The 21142-nt window shown below is 61.7% G+C and carries 13 protein-coding genes; 9 read left to right on the top strand and 4 right to left on the bottom strand.

The window, feature by feature from the left end; all coding sequences use genetic code 11:
- Positions 1-61: 61 nt before the first annotated feature.
- Positions 62-4627 carry a hypothetical protein gene (locus tag BV034_RS02330; protein WP_265592535.1) on the bottom strand — a complete coding sequence of 1522 codons (4566 nt, stop codon included), beginning with the start codon at positions 4625-4627 and terminating at the stop codon, positions 62-64.
- Positions 4628-4862: 235 nt separating this feature from the next.
- Here BV034_RS02330 and BV034_RS02325 point away from each other — a divergent pair, with 235 nt between their 5' ends.
- A complete protein-coding gene (locus tag BV034_RS02325) occupies positions 4863-6119 on the top strand; it encodes an MFS transporter (protein WP_050023725.1) in 1257 nt (418 codons plus the stop codon).
- Between the two features lie 6 nt (positions 6120-6125).
- Positions 6126-7259, top strand: a complete 1134-nt coding sequence (locus BV034_RS02320) for an aminotransferase class V-fold PLP-dependent enzyme (protein WP_050023723.1) — start codon at positions 6126-6128, stop codon at positions 7257-7259.
- A 252-nt stretch (positions 7260-7511) separates the two neighbouring features.
- Here the strand turns inward: BV034_RS02320 and BV034_RS02315 are convergent, their stop codons facing one another.
- Entirely contained in the window at positions 7512-8453 is a 942-nt protein-coding gene (locus tag BV034_RS02315) for an amidohydrolase family protein (RefSeq protein WP_050023721.1), read from the bottom strand.
- A 43-nt stretch (positions 8454-8496) separates the two neighbouring features.
- Positions 8497-9642 carry a M20 family metallopeptidase gene (locus tag BV034_RS02310; protein ID WP_050023719.1) on the bottom strand — a complete coding sequence of 382 codons (1146 nt, stop codon included), beginning with the start codon at positions 9640-9642 and terminating at the stop codon, positions 8497-8499.
- Between the two features lie 149 nt (positions 9643-9791).
- Between BV034_RS02310 and BV034_RS02305 the strand changes: the two genes are divergently transcribed.
- The 6 genes from BV034_RS02305 (at position 9792) to BV034_RS36780 (ending at position 17278) form a co-directional block, all read left to right on the top strand.
- Complete coding sequence (locus BV034_RS02305) at positions 9792-10334, top strand: sigma-70 family RNA polymerase sigma factor (protein ID WP_050023717.1); 543 nt, start codon at positions 9792-9794, stop codon at positions 10332-10334.
- Between the two features lie 10 nt (positions 10335-10344).
- Positions 10345-11967, top strand: coding sequence for a LamG-like jellyroll fold domain-containing protein (locus BV034_RS02300; RefSeq protein WP_050023714.1), 1623 nt, complete (start codon positions 10345-10347; stop codon positions 11965-11967).
- 49 nt (positions 11968-12016) lie between these two features.
- Positions 12017-14824: a PSD1 and planctomycete cytochrome C domain-containing protein gene (locus BV034_RS02295; RefSeq protein ID WP_265592534.1), complete on the top strand. Its 2808-nt coding sequence runs from the start codon at positions 12017-12019 to the stop codon at positions 14822-14824.
- Positions 14821-16242, top strand: coding sequence for a DUF1501 domain-containing protein (locus BV034_RS02290; protein ID WP_050023710.1), 1422 nt, complete (start codon positions 14821-14823; stop codon positions 16240-16242). The genes BV034_RS02295 and BV034_RS02290 overlap by 4 nt, the downstream gene beginning before the upstream one ends.
- A gap of 203 nt (positions 16243-16445) precedes the next feature.
- On the top strand, positions 16446-16604 hold the full coding sequence (locus BV034_RS35555) for a hypothetical protein (protein WP_265592533.1): 159 nt from the start codon (positions 16446-16448) through the stop codon (positions 16602-16604).
- Between the two features lie 413 nt (positions 16605-17017).
- Positions 17018-17278: a hypothetical protein gene (locus BV034_RS36780; RefSeq protein WP_050023708.1), complete on the top strand. Its 261-nt coding sequence runs from the start codon at positions 17018-17020 to the stop codon at positions 17276-17278.
- A gap of 474 nt (positions 17279-17752) precedes the next feature.
- Here BV034_RS36780 and BV034_RS02280 read toward each other — a convergent pair whose 3' ends face one another.
- Positions 17753-18322, bottom strand: coding sequence for a carbohydrate binding domain-containing protein (locus BV034_RS02280; RefSeq protein WP_050023706.1), 570 nt, complete (start codon positions 18320-18322; stop codon positions 17753-17755).
- 230 nt (positions 18323-18552) lie between these two features.
- Between BV034_RS02280 and BV034_RS02275 the strand changes: the two genes are divergently transcribed.
- Complete coding sequence (locus BV034_RS02275; RefSeq protein WP_265592532.1) at positions 18553-21108, top strand: response regulator; 2556 nt, start codon at positions 18553-18555, stop codon at positions 21106-21108.
- Positions 21109-21142 lie beyond the last annotated feature (34 nt).

Below are 21142 nucleotides of genomic sequence, written 5' to 3'. Positions count from 1 at the left end.
ACCAAACGGGCCGCGCCTCCGCCGATTCATCCACCTTTCGGGATGGATACTGATGAAAATGTTACCTGCTGCTGCTTTGAATACGATCCATAAGCGCCTGCCGACCGGCCTCGATGCGGCGGTTGTCAAAGTCATCCGCAGCCAGATCCGCAGCCGCAGGCAAGATATGGGTGGCAAAGTCCAGCGCGGCGTTCCATTGGCCTCGTTCCGCGGCATACGCGCCCAACGTGAGCGCCACCCAGGGGTCATCCGCAGCCGGGCACTTGCTTGCCCCCTCCTTCAACATCGTCACGATCGATCCCGCTGCACCAGTCTCATCCAGCACACTGGCGAGCTCCCTCAGCCAGCTGGCGCAGGGCGCACAGGCCGCGAGTTCCCCAGCATGAGCACGCACTTCCTCAGGCGTCAGCACCCCCACGCTCATCAGCTGATGAACGGCGTTGGGCGTGCGTCTCAGATGACCTCTCAACGCGGGATGAGCGGCCAGCCTGGTGACGATACGCAACCGCATCTCCAGCGGCCGTTTTTCATCGCACGCTCCCTTGGCCGTCGAGCTTGCCGCCAGGGCATTCGGCCAGGCCAGGCTCAGATCCATATCCTGGAAAGTCGCCTGTTTCCGCGCCGGCATGGCCGACCACACTGCGTTCATCACCGCATCGTTCTCATTCAGCAGGGCCGAGGCTGCCAGTTGCAAGGTGAGGCAGCATCCTTCAATGCCGCTGCCGGAGGGGTAGGGCAGTGATTTCACATAACCCTGCAGCAGCGGCTGCACCCGCCGGATCTCCTCGAGGTCCTTGCCCAACACATAGTTCATCGAGGTCCAGCAGGCCGCCTGCCCTGCCTCACGATAGACTTTGGCACCGCGTGATTCATCCTTGCCCCACGCATCCCGCAGTTCCTCCATGGTCCGGTCCCATGGGGCAGCATCCCCTTCCAGGGCTGCATTGAGGGCGATGCAGAGCGGGGCATACATGCGATCCAACGCGGGCCCCTGCCACGAGGCGCGCCCCTCCCACAGTCCTGCTGCCCATTCGTCCGACTGCTTTTGGCTGTGCCCCCACGCGGCCAGTGCCTGGACAGCATCCGCCGACCACAGGCAATGCCGCAGCCATCCTGGATCTCCATGCTTGAGTTGAACAAACTCGCGCGCCAGGGCTCCGGATCTCTCATTCCACAAGGGGACCGGAACGGGCTGGCCGATGCCGAAGACAGGGTTCCGCAGTCTTGTCAGCATGACCTTGAGTGCGAAGCGATCCTCGGGATTCAGTAACGATTGCGCGTCCACTCTGCGCAGCGTCTCCACATCACTGGAATCGATGGGCCAGGCCACGTTGAAGGCCATGTCTTCCAACCTCATGGCAGGTCGCACGTAGGCCAGGGCTTCTTCAAACAATCCCGCCCTCACCAGTTCCTGACCAAATGTCCCCGGGTGCTGGCGGGAGTGCCCCTCCAGCTCCCACAGCTTTTTGAGGCCCGAGAGGTCCCGCTCTGCGGCAAAGACCGCCACCGAGGTGGAGAGCATGATTTCCTGCGGCCAGAAGCCGCCTCCTTTTGAGGAATTCTTGCGGTCGTTTTTCAGACGCTCCAGCCAGGCACTCCGGAAGGCCAGCGATGCCGCCCTCCACGGTTCATCTTTCGGCAGATGCAGAAACGCCTGCACCAGCGGAGCCAGGCTGTTGCCACTGACCGGCCATTCCTGCTGCAGCGCCTGCGTCAGGAGCCTCATGCCGGCCCGAACCGCAGACGGGTTCAGAAAACGACCATCAGATCGTGCCCGATGAGCGGCATAGGACAGTCGGAGAAGCGGATTCACACTCTCGTTCTCCATCCGACGGGTCACGATCTCCCATTCACGACGGATCTGGACCATGAGATCCTCTCCTGGCTCCGCGCCCCACGGTTGACAGGCGTCCAGCTTTGCCAGCACAGCCTCGCTTGCAAACAACTCACACACGGGGCGCAAAGAAGGCTCGTCCCCGACCAGAGACATCGCCTCCGCCTGCATGGTGGCAATCTGCCAGGGGGCAAAGGATCGCACGAGCAGCTCCCGGAACGCCGGTGCGGCAACGAGTGCAGCCGCATCGGCGTGGGGATGCTGCAACGTCCGGATCATTCCACGAAAGCCTTTTCTCACATCGCCTGCTCCACCCGCATCCAGAAAGCTCATCTCCAGGCCACGGTTCCACCGCTGACTCCAGGATTCGGATTTTAGGAAATACGTGCATTGCTCCGGAGGAGTGCAGAGGTCCAGCACCAGACGGCGATACTCATTCTCACCCAGGGATCGCGCATCGTTGCGGGCGATTGAGGCCAGCTCCTCCAGCATGCTGCACGGCAGCGTCCAGCCATCGCCGGTGAAGTGCCACCAACCGCGGTTCTTCTCGTAAGCCGAGGCAAGGGCCACGCCCTTGACGAAAAGACGGTGCATCTGAGCAGGATCGGACTTGGCCAGTTCACGCAATGTCGCGAACAGCTGTTTCTCAAAACTCTCCCCGGAGATTTGCAAACTCTCCAGATTCGGCGCGTCTTCGAGCGCTTTGACAAAGCTTTCCCGGCGTTCGGCGATCAGTTCAACAAAAATGGCCGGGCGGACACCCTGGCCGTCCTTTTCCAGAGTGGGATAGGCACGCAGGATCACGGGCCAGAGAGCGCGCCGTTTTTCCAGGGAAAGCGAGGCAAGTTCCGCCGCCGCTGGATAGAGGTACCGGGCCGGGTCCGCGTACGCTTTGTCGATCGATGCCAGCAGCAGACGCAGGCCGAAGCTGGGCTCCTTCTCCAGCCGGTCCGCCAGACTCACCGTCATCTCTTTGGCACGGGGGCAGTCCCGGATCAGGATGCCCAGATAAGCCAGCGCACTGATGCTCTGATCCCGCTTCAGGAAGGGTTGCAAGTCCGCAGCCGGTTTCAGGAAAGAAGACCTGTTGAGCAAGCCCTCGGGATTGGCGCGAACTTGACGATTGCTGCGGATGCTCTCAATCGCCCCATCCACCGCCTGCTTCCCACCATGCCCCTGTTCGTAACAGGCTATCATCAGAGGAAAGAACAAGGCCTCGTGCCGGGCGAGGCTCGAGAGCACCTCCCTGACGGGCTGCAGGCTGGCATCGCGAGCCGCAGCGGCAGACACCAGATCGTTCATGAAGGTCTTCACCGCATCCTCCCCACGATCCGCCTCCAGCTTCAGCGCGTGCTCCTCCAACTGTGACGTGTTGAAGTTTCTCTCGCGATCCATCTCCCACTTCAGCGCTTCTTTCACCAGCTGATCTTCCTCAGTCCCCAGTCCGCGCTGACGCACCACCTCCAGGATCGGGCGAAGATGTTCCAAGGTCAGATCCTGCCGGGGCGAGTAGTTGCGGGTGCGAATTTCATGGTAGGCCGTGGCGCGGGCGACGAATTCGCCGCGCTCGCAGAAGTACAGGCTCCCACGCGCTTCCAGCAGCGCAGAGTAGTTGCCATAGAGAGACTTGAGCACCGGAAGCACTTCGTGCTCAAACCAGTCTTTCCTGCCAAGTTTAAAGGCCGAGTGAATGAGCAGTTCAGCGACATTGGGACACTTGTGGTTGCCGCTTCCGTAGTCCTCCCACGGACCGCTCAATGGTTGAAGAAATCTGCTTTCCGCGAACTCCGGCTGATCCCGCAAGGTCTTCAGCGTCGTCAGTGCCTCCTGCGCCCAGACCATCGTGTCCCGTCCGGCCAGATAACTTGCCCGGGCATAGATCGGGATGACGTGTGACGCCGTGACCGGACAATCGCGCATGGCTTCGCGCAACTCCTCATAAGCCAGTTCCCTGGCCAGGATCAATTCCGGCAGAGGCTCGTGCCCAGGTTCAGCCTGGGGGGTCGGCTTCCCATCAGGCAGCTTCAACAAACTCGGGTATCCGCGCTTCCGTTCCCACCGCTCTTTCACGACGTCATCCAGCACCGGAAGCGTCCAGCTCATGCTGTACGGTGGAGGATCGTTTTTCAACCACGCCGCCGCGAGACGGGCCAGTCCAGTCGCTCCCTCCAGATTACCGTAGATGGAACTGGCCTGCACCCAGTCTGGTACGGCTTCTCGCCAGATCTCCACCGGCATGGTGTTGAGCCTCTCCATTGCCTCTTTCAATCCATGCTCCTGTTTCATGAGCGCCTCCACCAGCTGAAGCGTGACCAGATAGTCCAACGGATGATCCTCGATCCACTCCCGAAAGACTGGCAGCGCAGAGGTCTCATCTCCCATCACCGCACGCGCCAGGGCCAGCCTGAGCTGTATGGCGGGCGTCTTGTCGGAGCCATGCCGTTTTTCCAGTTCCACCCGTATCGGCTCTCCGGTGCCAGTGTCTTCCGCAAAGTCCCGCCAGCGTGCGAGCGCCAGATAAGGAGTGGGAGTCTTTGTCATGCGCAACATGATGTGGGCATTGCCATGTTGCAGCAGGTAGTCAGTCAGCGCCCACAGCTCATCCGCCCCCTTCCGGGCTCCTTCCTCGACCTGATCGGCCCTGAACTTGCTTCGCACAGAGTCGATGTCCCCCATGGGGATGGGAGGGGGATTGTTTACGATGATCCCCTGGGCGCGCGCCGGACCTGTGTCCGCTGCGTGAAGAAAAAACAGCGCCATCAAAAGCAAACCACAACCAAGGGAAGTTTTCATGCGAGGAAGATTGACTCATCCATGCCGACGGGAGTCTGATGGAAATTGCCCATCACACTACCTTGATGGTAAAACTCCCACCAGCCAAATCCATCCGGCGCATCCGGATAGTCCGCAATCCTGATAGTATTGTGACGGGCTGACCGTGATGAGGAAACATGATTGCCAGGGTCGGCGATATGCTTGACGCGCCACTTTCTCTCCTCCCCAGAGCTCTCCCCCTCCCATCGTCCTCATGCCTTCATTGTCATCCCGTTCCTCCTCCTGGCGCTGGTGGATCACCGGCCTGCTCCTGCTCGCCACCACCATCAACTACATGGACCGCGTCACGCTCGCGGTCGCCTCCGTGCGGGTCACCAAGGAGATGGGACTTAGCGAAGGGCAGTACGGGGATCTGGAGGTGGTGTTTGGCTGGGGATTCGCCATCGGGTCTCTTGTCTTTGGCTTCCTGGCGGACCGGCTCCGCATCTACTGGCTCTACCCCATGGTCCTGGGCGGATGGTCCCTCATGGGCATGGCCAGTGGCTGGGTCAACGGTCACGAGAGCCTGCTCGTGTGTCGGGCTCTGCTGGGCTTCTTCGAGGCCGGGCACTGGCCCTGCGCGCTGAAGACCACCTTTGCCGTGCTCAATGAAAAAGACCGCACTATGGGCAACAGCATCCTCCAGAGCGGAGCCTCCATCGGCGCGGTGATCACGCCGCAGGTGATGAAGCTGCTGCTCACCGATCAACCCGGCTCCTGGCGCACCACCTTCATCGTCGTGGGCGCAGTGGGATTTGCCTGGATCGCCCTGTGGTTCCTCATGCTGCGTCCACGAGATCTGGATGCGCCTCAAGCGACTACAAAGCCAGACGGAGCTCCCAAAGCATCCACCCCTGCCACCAGCATCTGGACGGTTCTGCGCAGCGGCCCCTTCTGGTCAGTGGCCATCCTCATCCTTGGTGCCCAGACCGTCTGGCACATCTACCGCGTGTGGCTCATGAAGTTCCTGCAGACCGGCCGCGGCTATAGCGAGACGGCATCGCTCAACTTCAACTCCGCCTATTTCATCGCCACCGACGTGGGTTGTTTCCTTGCTGGCCTCCTGTCCCTCTGGCTGGTCCGCCGCGGCCTGGCCGATCCTCACGGGGCCCGGCGGAAGGTGTACTTCGGAGCCTGCCTGCTCACCTCACTGAGCGTCTTCATCCCCTGGCTGGGTCAGGGCTGGCTGCTGCTTGGCGTACTCCTGCTCATCGGCGCGGGCGCGTTGGCGCTCTTCCCCTGCTACTACAGTTTTGTGCAGGAGCTGTCCGCCGATCATGTCGGACGTCTCACCGGCATCCTCAGCATGTGGGTCTGGGCGGTCACCTCTCCCATGCATCGCTTCTTTGGCATGGTGGTGGACCGCACGGGCAGCTATGATGCAGGCCTTGTGCTCGCGGGCCTGGCTCCCTGGCTGGGAGTACTGGCCTTGATATTTCTCTGGCGCAAGTCTCCGGCCACTTCCAAGTAAACGCTCATGCTCACCGATTCGACCCGTCGTCGTGATTTCCCCGCCCTGGAGGGCATCACCTACCTCAACACCGCCGCTGAGAGCATCCCGCCCCTGTGCGTGGGCGAGGCCATCCAGACCTACTGGCGGGACAAGGAACGCGGCATGAAGGGGCGGGATGCCCACTTTGCCCAAGTGGAAGCGTGTCGTGAAGTCACCGCACGGATGATCGGGCTAGAGCCCTCCGAAGTATCCTTCTGCTCCTGCAGTTCCGAGGCATACAACCTCTTGGCGTCCGCCCTGAATCTGGGGGCCACCGATGAAGTGGCGGTCACGGACCTGGACTTCCCTGCCGGGGCCACCCCTTGGTTGACCGCCATCGAGTCACCGCAAACGCGACTCTGGAAAGCACGCGACGGCGAACTGCAGGTGGAGGACCTCCTGCCTCTGCTCAACGAACGCACGCGCCTCGTGCAGGTATCGCTGGTGAGCTTCTACAACGGCCACCGCCTGGCCTGGCGTCCCTTCTGCGATGCCGTGCGCAATCTCGCCCCGCAGGCCCTGATCTCGGTGGATGTCACCCAGGCTCTCGGGCGGGTTCTGCTGGACTGCGTGGATGCGGACATTGTTATTTCCAGCACCCACAAGTGGACCCTCGGCATCCACGGCGGCGGCATCATTGGCATCCCCCAGCGCAACGCCTCCCGGCTCACCACCCACGCCGGCGGCTGGTACCACCTGCGCAATGCGTTCGATGCCGACCGCTTTGAGCGCGCCGATACCAAGACGGGCGCAGCAAGCTTCTCCGTGGGCATGCCCAACTTTGTCTCCCTGTACGCGCTGAACGCCTCCCTCCGCTACCTGGAAGACGTGGGCATCGAGAACATCGTCGCCCATGCCGATCCGCTCACCGCCGAGGTGGAAGCCGGACTCAAGGAACGGGGCCTGCAACCCCTCTGCCCCTGGCGCGCAGACAACCCCTCCGGCATCGTCGCCTTCAAACACCCCGACTGCAGCATCCTGCATGCTGCCCTGGAACATGAACACATCCACATCATGCACCAGGCCGGGCGCATCCGCATCGCCGTCCACGGATACAACACCCAGGAAGATGTCGGCAATCTGCTGCGTGTTCTGGAGACCATCTTGCGGAAGGTATGAGGGGAGACAAAAGACTGGAAGACAGAAGACCAAAGACATGAGGGGGACAGGTTGGGGGGTGGGTTGCTGAAGTGAGGGCATGTGTGGCACACGGAATTACGTGATTGCCCCTTCACCGCCCCCCTCCGAAGCTTGTCCCGGAGGGGCGGCGGATCGCTGCGCAACACCCATCTCCTCCCCAATGCGTTATCTCCTGAACCCGGAGGGTTCAATGCAACTACACTCGACTGTGCATCGCGGCCATTCCCCATCTCAACTAAAAAACACCTTCTGCGCTGTGCCCCTCAGCATCCACTTCTTGTCATCTGCACTTAAGAAGTTCAGCCCGTTACGCACCAGCTCAATCGCGGCCTGGTAGCTCTGGCCTTCTTCCACCTGATAGGGACAATCCGAGGCCCACATGAGGCGCTTGGCTCCGTACACCCCGTGCAAACGCCTGATCATCGGAGCCAGGTCCTTGTACGGCGGCTTCTTCGCCCCTAGGGCGTAAAAGGCCGAGGTCTTCACATAGCTGTGCGGCAGCTCCGCCAGACGGCACAAGTTCTCCAGGTCCGTCTCCTGCACCGGCCCCTTCATCCCCACCCTGGCAAAGTGATCAATCACCACGCGGGTCTTGGGAAACTTCAGTGCCAGCTGCTTGATGGCGGGCAATGAATCCGGATTGGCCAGCAGGCACATGGCTACCCCTTCATCCGCCGCCTGGGTCCACAACGCATGCATGGCGGGTGAGTTCAACCACGCCTCCACATCCGGCTTGTTGGCGTACAGCCGCAGCCCGCGCACGCCCTGCTTTGCCAGCGCCTTCAGCGTTGCCTTCGCATCCGGGGCATCATGATCCAGAATGCCCACTCCGCTGAACACACCGGGGTGACGCGCCATGGTGTCCAGCATGTAGCGGTTGTCGTACTTGTAGAAGCTCATCTGAATGAGCACCACCCGTGCCACGCCGTTGGGCACGGTATGGGCAAACAACTGCTCCGGCGTAAAGCTCGCCGGCACCATGTCCTTCTTCTTGGTGAACCCCTTGGCGATCGGATAATGCTCCGTATCAGGCGTCCACACGTGCACATGCGCGTCGATGTCCCCTGGTGGATTGGCCGCCTGTGTGGTCAGCACGCCTCCGGCTGCAGCCAGGGAGGTGACAAGAAACTGACGCCGTGAATGGGGAGCCGTGAGAATGGGAGAAGAGTTCATGATGACGAAGGTTGATGATGAGGTTTTAGGCAATAACAGCAGATCAGACAAATGACTTCAGGAAGCGCTTGAGGAACTCCAGGGCGAGCTGCACCTGGTCCAGCTCCACGTACTCTACCGCAGCATGAGCGCGATCAATGCTGCCCGGACCGAACACGATCGTGGGCACACCCGCTCGCGCGAGCTTGCTGGCATCACAACTGAAGGACACACCGCAGGGGCTCGCATTCAACCCCAGATCCGAAAGCACGCTGGATGCCACCTGCACCACGCCTTCACTTTCCGGCGTCTCCAGGGCTTCATCCGTGAGCATCGGGGCTTCCATGAACACGTCCAGTCCCGGATGACTCTGCCGGAGTTCCACCAGCAGGGTCTCATAGCGGGCCAGCACCTCCTCCACCTTTTCTCCGGGCAGCAGCCGACGGTCGATTTCAATGGCGCATTGATCCGGCACAAAGTTCACTTGTGTGCCACCCGTGATCACGCCCACATTTCCCGTCGCGGTACCGAGCAGGGCATGAGGCGCATCCTCCGCCAGGCGGGCATGCATCTCCTCCAGCGCCAGCACCACCCGCGACATGTGGTGGATGGCATTCACCCCCAGATGTGGTTTGGAACTGTGAGCCGCCTTCCCCCGCGCCACGATGCGCCAGCGCAACACCCCCTTGGTGGCAATGACGGCCCTCAACTCCGTGGGCTCGGCCACAATGGAGGCTACGGCAGAGATTCCCTCGCAGAGCTTCACCACCCCACGGTAGGAGTACTCCTCATCCACCACTGCGGCGAGCCACACCTCACACGGCGGGGTGATGCCCTCTGCCTTCAATGATGCCAGCGCATGCATCATGGTGGCCAGGCCCGCCTTGGTGTCGCAGGATCCGCGGCCGTACATGCGCCCGTCTGCCACGCGTGGTTCAAAGGGTGGAATGATCATGCCCTTGACCGAAACCGTGTCCATGTGCGCCTCCAGCACAATGCGGCGGCTGGAATCGCGACCCGGCAGGCGGGCGATGACGTTGTTGCGTCCTGGGAACACCTCCTGCTCCCACGTCTCGATGCCGCGATGATCAAAGAACATCCGCACATACGCCGCCAGCTCCGCCTCACCAGGACCTCCGTCATAGGAGGAATTCACGCTGTTGATGTTGACCAGTTCAGCAAGGGTCAAAAGAAGGGAAGAGTCGCTCATCGGAGTTGGGACAGAGCCGGGCAGGAGACCGGAATGCCAACTCCTTACGCCGCTCTATCCAGGCAACTTCCATCAACCCATGCAGAGAATCATTTTTTTATCAATCTTCGGTAAAAGCCGTTCAGCCCGCACATTACTTGGCAGATAGCATGAGTGACGCCCCCCAACCAGCGCCCGATCCCGGGCTGAGCGAGCAGTTCATCACCCTGCTCAACGGTGCCCATGGGCGCCTGCTCGGCTTTCTGCTCGTCATGCTGGGGAATCGGGCGGATGCAGAGGACGTGCTGCAACGCGCCAGCCTAACCCTGTGGCGGAAGTTTGGTGACTTCACCCCAGGGACCGATTTCTTCGCCTGGGCGAGCAGCTTTGCCTTCTACGAGGCCAAGAACTTCCAGCGCATGGCGCTGCGCTCCCCCCTGCACTTCGACGACGAGCTGCTGCAGAGGTTCGCGGAAGAACGCCCCGCCGATCTCCAGCATCGCGAGCAGCGCCTCGCCGCCCTGGAGCGTTGCATTGAGGAGGTAGAGCCCCAGGGGCGCGACCTCGTGCGCGAGTTTTATCTCAAGAACGTGGATCTGGCCGTGCTGGCGGAGCGCCTCGGCCGGGCCCCACAGACCCTTTACAACAAGCTCAACACCCTCCGCCGTCTGCTGGCGGACTGTGTGAACCGGAAAACCGCACCTGAGGCGTGACCCGAAGACCATGAATCCTCACCTTGATTTCGACTCCGCCGAACTGCACCGCCTCTTCATGGCGAAGGCAGACGGCCACATCTCCGCAGAGGACCACGCGCGGCTCAGCATGATGCTGAAGACCTCCGCCGAGGCCCGCCACCAGTGGTATGCCTTCCAGGATGTGGAGTCTGCGCTCTTCTCCTGGTCCCAGCAGGAACGGCAACGGGTGGAAGAGGAACCTGCCCTCACTGCCCCTGTGGGGGCTGCCCCGGCGCGTCCGGTTCGGGCACGGTTGACCTGGCTGCTGCCGCTGGCGGCCCTGCTCGCCATCCTGGTGATGGTGGTAAATGTGCTGCGTCAGCCCGCTCATCTCTCTCCTCCCAAGGTGGTGACCGCCCCCCTCTTAGACGAGGATGAAAATGAGGCGACCACCACCTCCGTGGCGCTGTTGACCCGCGGCGTGAATCTGGAATGGGTGGACGCCCAATCCTCCCCGGCACTGAATGCCCCGCTCTCCCCGGGTTGGCTCAAACTCAAAGCAGGCATTGCCGAGCTGGAGTTCTACCAGGGTGCCCGGCTGGTAGTGGAAGGCCCGGCAGAAATCAAACTCGTCTCCGCTGGCGAAGCCTACTGCGTAAGCGGCCGGTTCAGTGCTCACGTGCCTCCCCAGGCCCGCGGATTCCGTCTCGGCACTCCCAATGGAGATGTCGTGGATCTCGGCACCGACTTCGGTCTGGATCTCAACAGCGCCACACCTGAGGTCCACGTGTTCAAGGGCGAAGTGGAGCTGCACCAGCCCGAGGCCCAAGTGCGCATGCTCACCACCGGTGAGGCCGCCGGGTTCGAGAAAAGCACTCCTGCCCGCGCCCTGCCCGCCAGTGATGTGGCCTTCGCCTTCAGCCGGGATCTGGAAGCCCGCATGAACGAATCCCAGCGGCAGTCACTCGTGCGTTGGGAGGAGCAGGGGCGGCAGTGGAACCTCGACCCACGTCTGAAGCTGAGGCTTGATTTCCAGGACCCTCAGGGGTCGCGTTCGCTGAAGAACTCCGCCGCCCTCGGCCAGGAGGTCGCCCCCGGCACCATTGTTGGTTGCATCTGGACTCAGGGGCGCTGGCCGGAGAAGAAGGCGCTGCAGTTCCGCAGTGTCAGTGATCGCGTGCGGCTCAGCCTGCCCGGCACGCACCGCCAGGTCACCATGGCTACCTGGGTGCAGCTCCATGGGTTGAACGTCCGGCAGAGTTCCCTCTGCATGAGCCAAGGGATTGAGGAAGGTCACATGCACTGGCAGATCCTGCACGATGGCTCCTTGTGCCTCGGTGTGGGTTCTGGCAAGAACCCCAACGTCCGCTCGGATGACTACATTACCCCGGTGATATTCACCCCAGAGCGCTTCGGCCAATGGGTGCATCTGGCCGTGGTCTATGACCTGGCAGGTGGCGAGGTCACGTTCTACCTGAACGGCGGGATCTTGTCCAAGCACCCGGTGCAGACCCCCACGGAACTGGCCCCCGTGATGATGGAGCTCGGCAACTGGACCCCCTCCCCGGACAAACGTCAGCAGCCCGTGCGCAACTTCGCAGGGTGCATGGACGAGTTCAGCCTCTACACTGCCGCCCTCCGTCCTGATGAGATCCGCGCCCTCGCGGAGTGAATGCCACGTGTTTCCTAAAACCCCATCTCCGGCCGCTCCCATGCCCCTGATGAACCGACCTTTCCACTTCCACATCGCTCTCAGCAGCGGATTCGCAGGCCTCCTGCTCGCCAGTCCCCTGATGGCCGCCGCTCCCACGGCGGAGGGCATTGAGTTCTTCGAGAAGAAGATCCGCCCCGTCCTGGTCAGCGCCTGTTACGACTGCCATTCTGTCGAAGCGGGCAAGACCAAAGGCGGGCTGGCCGTGGACTCTCGCGAAGCGCTGCTCATCGGTGGCGATGCCGGCCCCTCCGTGGTGCCGGGCAATCTGAACAAGAGCAAACTCATCGAGGCGGTTCGATACAAGAACCGCGACCTCCAGATGCCGCCAAAGAATGCCCTCACTCCTGCCCAGATCCAGGATCTGGAGAAGTGGGTGGAGATGGGCGCACCCGATCCCCGGGAGGGCAAGACCGCCGCGGCTGCGCAGGCCCACGGCGGGGTGAACCGCACCATCAACATGGAGGAGGGCCGCAAGTTCTGGTCCTTCACCCAGCTGACCGAAGCGGCTCCACCGACCGTGCAGAACACCGCCTGGGTCAAATCGCCCATCGACGCCTTCCTGCTTGCGGAGCTGGAAAAGCAGGGCTTTTCACCCGCTCCCGCCACCGACAAGCGAACGCTGATCCGTCGCGCCACCTTTGATCTCACCGGCCTGCCGCCCACCGCCAACGAGATTGACGCCTTCCTCGCTGACAGCTCCGCAGATGCCTTCAGCAAGGTGGTGGAGCGTCTGCTGGCTTCTCCTCAATACGGAGAGCGCTGGGCCCGACACTGGCTGGATGTCGCCCGCTATGCGGACTCCAACGGCATGGACGAAAACGTCGCCTACGGCCATGCCTGGCAGTACCGGGACTATGTGGTTCGCGCTTTTAACGAGGACAAACCCTATGACCAGTTCCTCGTCGAGCAGATCGCCGGCGACCTCCTGCCTGCCCGCACAGAAGAGGAGCGTCGGGAGGGGCTGACCGCCCTGGGATTCCTCGCGCTGGGCGCCCGCGTGCTGGCGGAGCCTGATGTGCGCAAGCTGGAAATGGACATCATCGATGAACAGCTCGACACCCTGGGCAAGGCCTTCCTGGGCATGACGCTGGGCTGTGCCAGGTGTCACGATCACAAGTTCGATCCCATTACCAACAAGGACTACTACGCGCTGGCCGCCATCTTCCGCAGCACGAAGAGCCTCGCGGATGAGAAGCTGGGGGCGATCAAGTTCTGGTATGAGCACTCACTCGCGACTCCAGATGACCTGGCCGCCAAAAAGAAGTATGAGGCAGAGGTTGCCGCCCAGCGGTCCAAGGTTGCCAAGTTCTCCAGCGAAACCCGCGCGAAGCTGAAGCAGGAGTTGCAGACGAACGCTCCCGAGTACCTCGCTGCGGCCGCTCTGTTGCCAGAGGACCCGGACTTTGCCCAGGTCCAGAAGCTGGCCGCCGAGCGCAAGCTCCGCCCCCGCTACCTTCTCACCGCCCGCCAGTATCTCACCCGCGCTCCCGAGCACCCTTTCTATGCCCGCTGGCGTGAACTTGCCGCCTCAGGCGATCAGGAGGGAATCAGGAAATATTACAGCGACATCTTCACCCGCACTGCTGCAGCGCTCACCGCAGCCAAGGCCAAAGATCCCAAAGCAACCGCCCCAACAGAACCGGAGCTGGCCGAAGCGCACGCCGCCCTTAATGACGTGGCCGGTCTGCTCGTCATCCCGGACAAGGATGCCGATGCGTTCGACGGAGAGATGCTGGCCACCGCTGAGGTCATGAAAGACGACCTCATGACTCTGGAAGATCAGACTCCCGATCCGCCTTCCCTCATGGGCGTACGTGACGGCACCATCACCAAGACCATTCCGATTCACATCCGCGGCAGCTATCTCACGCTCGGAGCCGAGGTGGAGCGCGGTTTCCCGGAGGTCATGCGCACCTCCTTCACCAAGCCCATTCTCTCTGCCAAACAAAGCGGCCGTCTGGAACTGGCCCGCTGGATGGCCAGCAGCGAGCACCCCCTGACCGCCCGGGTCATGGTCAACCGACTCTGGCGCTGGCATTTCGGCCGTGGCCTCGTCGGCTCCACGGACAACTTCGGCATCCTGGGTGACAAACCCTCCCATCCCGCCCTGCTCGACTGGCTGGCCCGTTGTTTCATCGAAAGCGGCTGGAGCATCAAGGACATGCACCGGGTGCTCATGAAGTCCAGCGCCTACCAGATGGCCTCCACCCATCCGAGCGCAGGTCAGCCCTCCTCAGGTGTGGATCCCGCCATGCTGGACCCGGAAAACAAGCTCCTGTGGCGCGCCCATGTGCAGCGCCTGGAGGCCGAGCAGATTCACGATGCCATGCTCGCCGCCAGCGGCTCCCTCTCCGCCCAGGTCGGTGGCAAGACCGTCCCGCTGCGCAACCGGGAGTTCGTCTTCAATCACACCTCCAAGGATGCCACCCAGTACAAGGCTCTGCGCCGCGCCCTCTACATCCCCATCATCCGGAACCACCTCTTCGATCTGTTGGAGCAGTTCGACTATCCGGATCCCACCATGCCCACAGGCAGCCGCAATGCCACCGTCGTGGCCCCACAGGCCCTGATTATGATGAACTCCCCCTTCGCCGCCCAGGCGGCTCAGAGGCTCTCCGCCAAACTGCTGGCGACAGAAGCACCTGCAGAGGCCCGGGTTCAAGAAGCTTACATCTCCCTCTACGGACGTCCAGCCACAACGCATGACCTCACTCGTGCGCTGACCTTTGTCCGCCAGCAGGGTGACACGCCTGAAGCGTGGACGCTGCTCTGCCACACCCTCATGTCGGCCAACGAATTCATGTACCTGCGATGAACCCCTTTCCTGCCTCCCCCCTCTCCCGCCGGGCCATGCTGCAGCGCAGCGCCGCAGGCTTTGGCCATTTGGCCCTCGCCTCCCTGCTTGCCCAGCAGACTCAGGGTGCCTCCGCGCCCCTCAGCCCGCTCGCGGCCAAGTTGCCACACCATGCCGCCCGGGCCAAGCGGGTCATCTTCCTGTTCATGAAGGGCGGCCCCTCCGCGGTGGACACCTTTGACCCCAAACCGCTGCTTGACCGGGACCACGGCAAAGCCTACCCCTTTGCCCAGCCGCGCGTCAAGTTCGCGGAAACAGGCAAGCTCCTGAAGTCCCCCTGGAAGTTCAAGCAGTACGGCCAGAGCGGACTGCCCGTCAGCGAACTGTTCCCTCACGTGGCCCAATGCGCGGATGAACTCTGCGTCATCCGCTCCCTGCACGGCACCAACCCCGCTCACGGCGGAGCCTTGCTCAAGCTGCATACGGGCAGCGATGTCCAGGTCCGTCCCAGCATGGGCTCCTGGATCACCTACGGCCTCGGCACGGAGAACGACAACCTGCCCGCCTTCATCACGATCTGTCCCACGCTGGCCCATGGGGGCGTCAACAACTGGGGGGCCGCTTTCCTTCCCGCCTGGTGCCAGGGCACGCCCATCGGCAATGCCGCCGTGCCTTCAGACCAGGCCATGGTCAAGCACATCCGCAACACGAAGCTCAGCACAGGCCTCCAGCGTCAGCAGCTCGATCTGCTCGCTCAGATGAACCATGAACATCTGGAGCTGACCGGCCCCAATCAGGCCCTGGAGGGCCGCATCAATTCCTTCGAACTCGCGTTTCGCATGCAGATGGCCATGCCCGACGCCCAGGACGTGGACAACGAGACCGAGGTGACCAAGAAACTCTACGGGATGGACAACCCCGTCACTTCCAACTTCGGTCGGCAATGCCTCATGGCGCGTCGTTTCATCGAACGCGGCGTGCGCTTTGTCCAGGTCACCCACAGCGACAGTGAGGTGCAGTGGGACCAGCACGGGAATCTCTACAAGGGCCACAGCAAAAACGCCGCCGAGGTAGACAAGCCCATCGCCGGCCTCCTCAAAGACCTCCGTTCCCGCGGCCTCCTACAGGACACCCTCGTCATTTGGGGCGGCGAGTTCGGCCGCACCCCCACCGCCCAGGGCACCGATGGCCGCGACCACAACCCTGAAGGCTTCACCATGTGGCTCGCCGGCGGCGGCGTGAAAGCCGGCTCCACCTATGGAGCGACGGACGACTACGGTTACTTCGCGCAGGAGAACAAGGTCCACATCCACGACTTCCACGCCACCATCCTTGCCCTCATGGGCATGGACCACGAAAAGCTCACCTACCGCTACGCCGGCCGCGATTTCCGCCTCACGGACGTCTTTGGCCACGTGGTGAAAGAGGTGTTTGCTTGAGAACGCACCTTGAACCCACGAAGGACGCTACACCTTGAAACTCGTCCCAAAGGGACGCGACGCTGGACTGTAGCCGGTGGTGAAGGCCTGTCATCAAGCCGGGAACCACCGGAAGAGGCAGTGAATAGAGGCTCCCCGTCCCGGAGGGACGGCGGATCGGCCTTGACTGCCTGTCGCCGTTGCACCACTCCATACCCATGGGCATGGAATCCGTGCTCGTCATGGCGGTGGAGGAAGCGTTCCGCATCACCATCGCTGACCAGGACGCCTCCACGGCGACGACAGCGGGAGATCTCCGAGATCTCATCCTCCGGGCATTGCGGGACCAAGACGTCCAGACGGACGCGGACCAGTCTGGCTGAAGGTAAAGAGCATTATTGTGGATCCACTCGGCGTCTCCCCGCACCAAGTGACACCTGATGCCGACTTCATCCGGGACTTGGGCGTCGATTGACGCCCCTTCTCTAGACCACCGCTTCGCTTCACTGTTACGTCATGACCGCATCGCATTGCGGCCAGAAGACGGTGTCGAGCCACCGTACTTCACGACGCTGACGCGACGGAGATACTCATCGAGCTGGCGAAGGTCAGTACCGAAAACACGGACACTCCCGCTGCACCTCAGATTTGCATGCACCTAGAGAAAGTCTACTGAATCGTGACTGGAGGCTTCAGGGCCGGGTTGACTCATCGCATCCAACCTTGGGCCCGAAAAGTGAATCTGTTGCCAAACGTTTACTTGACCGGCCACCAAGATCGCCGCATTCCATGCCCCATGGGCCTGGATTCTGTTGAGCTTGTCCTTGAGGTGGAAAAGGAGTTCGACATCGTCATCTCCGATGAGGATGCGTCGAAGATCATTACCGTCGGCAATTTCCGCGATCTCATCGTCCGGTCATTGCAGGAGAAGGGGCTGAATCCCACTGATGAGCAAGTGTTGCAGAGGCTAAGGGAGATCGTCGTGGAGCAAACCGGTGTCTCCCCGCACCAAGTCACTATCGAAGCCGACTTTGTGAGAGACCTGGGCTTGGATTGATGCCCTGCGCGCACAGGGGAATCCGCTTCGCTCGACTCTGCATCACGACCACGCTTGATCGCGGCCAGAAAACGGTGTCGAGCCACCGTACTCCAAGACGCTGGCGCGCCGTTGCCAACTCCTCGCGCTTTTCAAACTCGCTCACAGGTGTTTCATGAGAATACAGACCCGGAAAGCGTGATCACGAGCACGATGAATCCGCTCCCTGTGGCGCATGCGGCTCCTTTGGAAGTGAGAAACAGCACGAGCAACAGGGCTCGCCCTTCTGCAGATGCCTCTCAACACGACCGCCCACCCACGAATGCACAGGCACAGGATTCCTCGAACCCTCCGGGTTCGAGGGCAATCCGTGGAGGGTGGCTTACTTGCAGCACCTATCTGCCCACACTTGCAACACAGCCACAGGGTTAGATGAGCCTTAAGCGACTCCACCCTGGGCATGGAAGCCTGCATCACGGGTCCCCAATCCCCACCTTAACGCCTTGCCGGCCCCAGTTCCACCAGTGACAAATCTGCAAACCACGCGGTGCCGGTCACGGCCGATGAGAAGAAGCCCAACCGCGGCCCGACTTCCACCTCGGTCTTGGGACCGGTTTCAAACTCAAGCGTCAACCGCCCCCAGGTGCGGGTTTTCATGATGTCCTCAGAGCGCTCGAACCCACCACGCAGGCACACGTTGGCCCCCACCGTGGCATCTTTATCGCCGGGTTTGATGTCCTTGGTCTTCACGAAGCCCGTCAGCCGGTAGCGGGTGAGAGGTTTCACGGTCACCTTCTGCATCACCAGGGAATCATCTGCACCGAGGTTGTCGATCTTGAGCGTCGGCAACCCTTTGTAGAGCTCCGCCTTGTCGATCTCTATCTTGCCGTTCTTGCGGTGGCTGGTGGTTTGCCATCCCTCCAGACCCTTTTCAAACGATCCGTTCTTCAAGAGATCCAGTTTGCGGTCCGGTTGCTGGGCGAAACACGAGCTGGCAAACGCGGCCATCATCATCACAGCCAGTCCAACGAAAGACAGGCGACTCAGGGGAAGGGTGGTTTTCATTGATTCAATAACGCAAAAAGTTTGGTGGTTTTACAATCCAAAAGATTTATGCCAGGCGATAGGAGATCATCCCTCCCCAACACCCGGCACGGATTCCTGCGTATCATGCTGATCCTGCGGGGAATTGACTGGAAACGATCCCGGCGTCCGGGTAGATTTGCCCGGTGAGCTATCGCGTCAGCGCCTGGATTTGGCTTGTTTTGGCAACAGGCATTTTGATCGTAGTGTCCGTGCCTCTCCTGCTCGGCGGGGTGCTTGTGTACCAGGCCAGACAGGAAGTGGCCAGCTACATCCTGGTGGAACACACCCACGATGTGCTCAGCCAGGTGGATGCAGTCCGCTATCTGGCACGCGAAGCCGAGAGCGAGCAACGCGCCTTCATGCTCACCCAGAGTGAAGCTTTCTCCAAAGACTACCAGTTGCACCGCCATGATGCCCCCAAGGCCCTGGAAACACTGGCCCGCCTGGTGAAGGACAATCCGGTCCAGGCTTCAAAGATGGAACCCCTCCGCCAGGTGCTGGCAGAGCGCCTCAGTCTTCTGGACGAGAACGCCAAAAGTGCGGACACCATCGGCAGCGCGGCCCTTGCCGCCCGGTTGGAGAAGAGCGCGAGAAAGTCCCTCGAACTCGAACGCCTGCTCTCCGAGGTCAAGACAGCAGAACTCCAACTCCTGGACACCCGTCGCGACCGGTTCCTTGATGAACGTCGCCAGTTTCAGCGCATTGCCGGCATCACCTGTGTAGTCGGTCTTCTGGCGGTGCTCGCAGGGGGCGGCATCGTGTACCGGGAGTATCGCAACCGCATGCAGTACGAAGCCCGGCTGGCGGAAGCCCGCGATGCAGCACTGGATTCCGTGAAGACCACCTCGGCCTTCCTGGCTTCCGTGGGTCACGAGATCCGCACGCCGATGAACGGGGTACTGGGTGCGGCCGATCTGCTGCTACGAGACACCTCTCTCTCCGCCCGACAACGAGATGGCGTGGAAACCATCCGCACTTCTGGAAAGACGCTTCTGGCGATCATCAATGACATCCTGGACCTCTCCAAACTGCAGGCCGGAGAAATGAGCTTCGTCACCGAGAGCTTCTCACCTGCGGTGATCGTGGAGGATGTGCTCACGCACTATGCAGATCGTGCAGCGAAGAAGGGCCTGGAGCTGACCTCCCATCTGGAGCCCGATCTGCCTGCGCAGGTCATGGGCGACCGGCAACACTTCCGGCAGGTGCTGCAAAACCTTGTCTCGAATGCTGTAAAGTTCACGAACGCTGGCAGTGTCTCGATTCACGTGATGCGCCGACGTCAGATGGAATCGGAGAACCGCATCTGCCTTCGCATCGACGTGCGCGACACCGGACCCGGCATCACGACCGAAGCCCAGCAGCGTCTCTTCATGCCGTTTGCCCAGGCCAGTGGCAGGGCTGGCTGGCGTCAGGCCGGCACCGGTCTGGGCCTGGCCGTTTCCCAAGAGCTCGTGCAACGGATGAACGGCACCCTGAATGTGGAGAGCACTCCCGCGCAAGGATCAAAGTTCTGGTTCACCGTGGTGTTCGAAGGGGTGGCTAAACCGGACGCCGCCCAGAAGCTTGCGACAGGAGCGTTGTTAATCGTGGAAAACAGGGCGCTGACGGCAGAGTCCGTCCGCACCCATGCGAGCAGCTGGGGTTTGCATCCCCTCATCGCCGCCAGCACCAAAGACGTGCCGGATTCCTTCGGGGTTGATTCAGACGGCCAGCCGCTTCCACTGTGTGCCGTAGTGGTGGGTAGCCCCCAAGGCGAGAACTGGCTGGAGACGCTGCGAGTACTCCGTCAGAAATCATGGTGGAAGCAGTGCCCTGTGTACCTCATGTCGGATGGTGAAGGGCTAAATGATGAACTCGTCGAGAAGGTCGGGGTTGCCGGGTTGCTGAAGTATCCCTTCCGCCCTTCCGAACTCTATGGTTTCCTTTCCGGCGCTCCTGTTCCCTCCCCGGCAAAGCTGGCAGAGCGCCTGGACCTGTCCTCTGCCCGGATCCTGGTGGCGGATGACAATCCAGTGAACCAGCGGGTGCTGAAAAATCAGCTCGAGTACCTGGGGATGAAAGTCACCCTTTGCTCCGACGGCGCTGAGGCCGTGAATCTCGCCAGGGAAGGCGGCCACGAAGTGATCCTGATGGACTGCCAGATGCCCATCATGGATGGGTTCGAGGCCACACGAAAGATTCGCGAGTGGGAGAAGAACACTGGAACGAAACGCGTGCCCATCATCGCCGTCACGGCCCACGTCATGGCGGGAGATGCAGAGCTCTGCCTTGAGGCAGGCATGGACGGCTACCTGCCCAAGCCGGTGGAGGTGGACCGTTTGCAGCAGGCCCTGTCGGCCTGGCTCGCCCCGGGCACACCGGCGACCTTTATGCCGGAAGCTGGTTCCGGAAACAACGACCGGCCCCTCCCCCAGCCTCCGGTGGTGGATGAGACCCAGCTCAAGTACTGCCTGACGGGTGACCCTGAGCTCGACCTCGACCTTGTGCGCATGGCCGCAGAGCAGATGATGGAGGTGCTCGTCCGCCTGGAGACCGCGCTGCATGAGGGTGCCAACACCTCCTGGCAGCAGGCTGCCCACCTCGGCCGGGGATCCGGGGCCACCATGGGATTCACGGAATTGTCCATGCTCTTTCAACGGGCAGAGTTCGACACCATTCAGAAAGCCGACCGGGCTGATATCCTTGCTGAGCTCCGCGAAGCCGTCACCCGGCTCGACACCCGGTTGCACGAACTCGGCTACCCCTCTGCGGCCCTGACCTCATGATGCGCGGACTCTCGGAAATAACTCATCCACCGAT

It is taken from the genome of Verrucomicrobium sp. BvORR034, from assembly GCF_000739635.1.
GTDB lineage: Bacteria > Verrucomicrobiota > Verrucomicrobiia > Verrucomicrobiales > Verrucomicrobiaceae > Verrucomicrobium.
Note: the sequence above shows the minus strand (reverse complement) of the source record. Positions and strands in the feature narration are given on the sequence as shown.